4 protein-coding genes, 1 other RNA gene and 2 pseudogenes are annotated in these 4,427 nt (G+C 65.4%); 5 read left to right on the plus strand and 2 right to left on the minus strand.

Going from position 1 to position 4,427, the window contains the following annotated elements:
* Positions 1–450: 450 nt before the first annotated feature.
* Both rnpB and ACZ6DT_RS40110 read right to left on the minus strand, forming a co-directional pair.
* Positions 451–849, minus strand: an RNA gene (gene rnpB / locus ACZ6DT_RS40105) — RNase P RNA component class A.
* Between the two features lie 14 nt (positions 850–863).
* A complete protein-coding gene (locus tag ACZ6DT_RS40110; RefSeq protein ID WP_465605288.1) occupies positions 864–1,073 on the minus strand; it encodes a hypothetical protein in 210 nt (69 codons plus the stop codon).
* A 350-nt stretch (positions 1,074–1,423) separates the two neighbouring features.
* On the opposite strand from ACZ6DT_RS40110, the gene ACZ6DT_RS40115 reads away from it, so the two are divergent.
* The 5 genes and pseudogenes from ACZ6DT_RS40115 to sfnG all read left to right on the plus strand — a co-directional run bounded on the left by ACZ6DT_RS40115 (position 1,424) and on the right by sfnG (position 4,216).
* Positions 1,424–1,978 (plus strand): sigma-70 family RNA polymerase sigma factor, encoded by a 555-nt coding sequence (locus tag ACZ6DT_RS40115; protein WP_465605297.1) that lies wholly within the window; start codon positions 1,424–1,426, stop codon positions 1,976–1,978.
* 11 nt (positions 1,979–1,989) lie between these two features.
* Complete coding sequence (locus ACZ6DT_RS40120; RefSeq protein ID WP_465605291.1) at positions 1,990–2,346, plus strand: zf-HC2 domain-containing protein; 357 nt, start codon at positions 1,990–1,992, stop codon at positions 2,344–2,346.
* 113 nt (positions 2,347–2,459) lie between these two features.
* Positions 2,460–2,525, plus strand: a pseudogene (locus tag ACZ6DT_RS40125) (hypothetical protein); the annotation flags it as partial.
* Positions 2,526–2,569: 44 nt separating this feature from the next.
* Positions 2,570–3,055, plus strand: a pseudogene (locus ACZ6DT_RS40130) (LuxR C-terminal-related transcriptional regulator); the annotation flags it as partial.
* Between the two features lie 33 nt (positions 3,056–3,088).
* Positions 3,089–4,216 (plus strand): dimethylsulfone monooxygenase SfnG, encoded by a 1,128-nt coding sequence (gene sfnG / locus ACZ6DT_RS40135; RefSeq protein ID WP_465605294.1) that lies wholly within the window; start codon positions 3,089–3,091, stop codon positions 4,214–4,216.
* The last annotated feature ends 211 nt before the right edge of the window (positions 4,217–4,427 follow it).

The raw sequence follows: 4,427 nt of genomic DNA on the forward strand, positions 1-4,427 counted from the left end.
CCCCTCCCTCCTCCCCTCTTCCCTTCTATTTCCCCTCTTTTCCCCCCCCCCCCCCCCCCCCCCCCCCCCCCCCCCCCCCCCCCCCCCCCCCCCCCCCCCCCCCCCCCCCCCCCCCCCACCGCTCGCCGCAGCCGGAAGTCCGTGAAGGGCCCCTTCACTACCTTGAGGGTAGGTAAGGAGGCCTTCACGGACCTGCCTACTCCTCCCGGGCCCGACTGAAGTACATGAAGGACTCCTTCCTCGCGCCTGGCGCAAGGAAGGAGTCCTTCATGTACTTGGCGCTGATGGCCGGCGAAGGTCGAGTTCCTTCGGCTCAGTCGAGGGAAGAGGTCTCCACACGCGACGATCGCGTCAGGAGAGCAGTCACGACGTCCAAGGTCCGTGAAGGCCTCCTTGAGGGACTCTGGGTCCCTCAAGGAGGCCTTCACAGACCTTTGCCTGAAAGAAGTACGGACGAGCCGGCGTGTAAGCCGGATCCTGTCCTCGCCTCGCCTTGCGGCTGAGCGAGTGGCGGCCATCCATCTGGGCCCGCCGTCGCCGACGGGCTCGAGCGGCCTACCCGCAGACTCGGGCGGGCAGCCCTCGATCGCCTGCGCAGGAGCCTCGCGGCTCCCTCTTGGCCTTGCTCCGGGTGGGGTTTACCTAGCCGCCCTGGTCACCCAGGACGCTGGTGGTCTCTTACACCACCGTTTCACCCTTACCTCCGCTCGCGAAGCGACCGGAGGCGGTCTGTTTTCTGTGGCACTGTCCCGCGGGTCGCCCCGGGTTGCCGTTAACAACCACCCTGCCCTGTGGAGTCCGGACTTTCCTCGAACCGGTCTCCCGGCTCGCGGCCGCCCCGCCGACTCGTCCGTCGGCGAATCCTACTGCACGGGTGCGGGCAGGCAGTTCAGGTTGCGTTGTCCGTCGGGTTCGACGACGAACCAGCGGTGGTCGGTACCCTGTCCGGTCCATTCGCCGGGGCGCGCGTCGGCGAGTTCGTGCCCGACCTCCCGCACCCGCTGCCCACTCCCGCGCTGTTCCGCCTGACGACCGACCGGGCCTTCCCGCAAACCGGCTTGGCGCACTCGCACGAGCAGTTCCCGGTTATGGGCGTCGATTCCGCGAAGGCACGGACGGGCGTTCCCACCCATATCACCAAGCAGGCGATCACCACTCCGAGCAGTCGATAGATCATTTTACCCGTCCCCGCCATGGAAGTGCCTCACCGGGAGTACGGCGAACCGGAGTGACCGGTTCGATCTCGATACTCACGTCCACTGTGATGTGCATCACATAACATATTTAGAACCGTTTCCCACTGGCATACGTACCGGCTGACCAATGGTGAACAAAGCGCTACTGCACATGGCTCACGTCGATAGTCTGCGCTACGGTGTACGAACCTGTGAAATCCTCCACCGCCGGGGAGGTAGCGAACTTTATGGAAGCAGTGGGCAGAGGACGCCGGTTCGGCGGCGACCGTCGGTCGAACGAGCTTTCCGATGAGCTTATTTCGTTGCTGTACAACGATTTCCGGGAAAACCTGTTCAACCAGGTGATGCACCTGACGGGCCATGATCGACAATGGACGGAGGACGTCGTCCAGGAAACACTGACCCGCGCCTGGCAGCATTCCGACACGTTGAACCGCGAGCCGGGAATGCTGCGCGGCTGGCTGCTCACCGTCGCCAAGCGGATCGTGATCGACGGCTGGCGAAACCGGCGAGCGCGGCCACAGGAGGTGGAGCTGGACAGTTCCGAAAACACCGAAACAGCGGACCGGACCGAGCAGTCACTGTCCGCGCTCGCCATTTCCGAAGCGCTACGATATCTCGACAGCAAATACCAGGCCGTCATCTACGAGACATATCTGACCGGGCATACCGTCCGAGAGGCGGCGGTGATATTGGGAATCCCGGAGGGAACGGTCAAATCACGGCTGTACGCGGCCATGAAAACATTGCGACGCTCGTTAGGAGAACTGGGTTCGCGATGAGGAAGTGAAAGATGAAACACACCGATGTGGCGGCGCACGCACTCGGTGTGCTCGATCAGGCCGAGACGTACGCCTTCGAAAAGCACCTGAAGGGCTGCGGCCGCTGTGCCCACCAGGTCGCGGAATTCACGTCGGTGGAAGTCGCGCTGGCGAGGGCCGATCTTCGCTACCTGTCCCCCGTCGCCGCGCGGCGCTGCGGGCGGCTGTCGATGATCGCGGCCAACCTCGTCGCGATCTTCCTGGCGTACGTCGTCGCGGCCCTTGATGTCGTCGCAACGGTCGTCCCGGCGGGGCGCGTCGGACGTGGACATCTTGCCCCCGCTCCCCCTCGACGACCAGCGATCACTCTCGGTACCGCTTTACGTTGAAGTAGTCTGCCGCAAGCCGACACGAAGGTCTCTACGGTGCATACCGAAGTAAATCCCGAGACCGCTCCGCCGGGTTACTGGGTCGAGACAGCGAACTCGACACGATCACCGGGTTGTTCCGCCCCGCCCCGCACAGCCGCGCCGTCAGCGCGGTGGTGGTCGGAGAGTTCGGCATGGGCAAGTCGTCGGCGCTGGCAGCCGCCGGTGAGCTCGCGAAAGCGGCGGGCTTCACCGTCGCGATCGCGACGGTCTCGGCGAGGAGGCCGAACGCCTGCTCACCAAGGCCGTCGACGTCCTCGGCAGGTCGACGGCGAAACTGGCGCTGGCCGAGGCATTGACCGAACTCGGCGTGCTGCAAGCCCGGCACAGGCAGGTCGAGAAGGCGGTCGGCACACTGCGGCAGGCGGTGCAGTCGAGCAAGCACTGCGAGGCGCGGCCGCTCGATCGGCGGGCCGCCGAGGCGCTGCGGAGCGCGCGGGCGCGCCTCGCGACGGCGAAGGACAACGAATACGGTCGCACCAAACAGGAGTACCGCGTCCCGGTGATGGCCGCACAGGGTCTCACCAACCGGGAGATCGCCGAAGCACTGCACCTGACGCACCGCACCATCGAACTCCATTTGTCCGAGGCGTACCGCGAACTGGAGATCACCGGACGAACCGAATTGAGTTCCGCGCTCGGCCGTTCCCAGCGCGTGGACGGTGATTGACGGTTTCCGGGGGCGGCGGGTTCACTCCGCGACATGCCGGGAATCGAATCCGAACCACTCAAATTCGCCTATTGGGTCCCCAATGTGAGCGGCGGTCTGGTCACGAGCGACATCGAGCAGCGCACCGACTGGGGCTACGAGTACAACCGGGATCTCGCCGTCCTCGCGGAGAACAGCGGGTTCGAATACGCGCTGAGCCAGGTCCGCTACACGGCCAGCTATGGCGCCTCCTACCAGCACGAATCGACCGGATTCAGCCTCGCGCTGCTGCTCGCGACGCAGCGGCTGAAGGTGATCGCGGCGATCCATCCCGGACTGTGGCATCCCGGGGTGCTCGCGAAGTTCATCGCCAGCGCGGACGTGATCTCCGGCGGCCGCGCGGCGGTCAACGTGGTCAGCGGCTGGTTCAAGGACGAATTCACGAACCTCGGTGAACCGTGGCTGGAACACGACGAACGGTACCGTCGTTCGGAAGAGTTCATTCGCGTACTGAAGGAACTCTGGACGAACGACCACGCCGAATTCACCGGCGATTTCTACCGGATCCACGATTTCGACATCAAACCCAAACCGGTCGGCCGACCGCATCCGGAGATCTTCCAAGGCGGCAACTCCACCGCGGCGCGGAAGCTCGCGGGCCGGGTGTCCGACTGGTATTTCAGCAACGGCAAGGACTTCGACGGCTTCAGCGAGCAGGTCGAGGAGGTCCGCGGCTACGCGGCCCAGAACGACCACGCCGTCCGCTTCGGGCTCAACGGCTTCGTGATCGCACGGGAAACCGAGAGCGAGGCGAAGGCCGTCCTGCGCGAGATCGTCGAGAAGGCGAACTCGGACGCTGTCGAGGGCTTCCGCAACGCCGTCAAGCAGGCGGGAAGCTCCACTTCGGACAAGAAGGGGATGTGGGCCGACTCGGAGTTCAAGGATCTGGTGCAGTACAACGACGGCTTCCGCACCAGGCTGATCGGCACCCCGGAGCAGATCGCGGACCGGGCCATCGAGTACAAGAAGCGCGGGGCGAACCTGCTGCTGCTCGGCTTCCTGCACTACCTGGAGGACGTCGAGCACTTCGGGAAGCACGTGCTGCCGGTGATCCGGGCGAAGGAAGCGGACCTGGATCGGGGCGCCGCCACTCCCGAACCCCTGGCGACTTCCGCCCCCTGACCTGCGAAAAGAGAGCAAGGGACCTTTGCTACCGCTCAGGGAGACGTGGCCCTTCTCGACTGTTCGTAGGGGACGCCCTGTTGGATGGTGACGCCCAACTTGCGTAGTTCGCGGGGTGGGGGGGGGGGGGGGGGGGGGGGGGGGGGGGGGGGGGGGAAACAGCCACACAACCACGCCACCGAACCAACCACCCCCCCCCACGAAGGGGTGG

Source organism: Amycolatopsis sp. NPDC041971 (assembly GCF_055588925.1).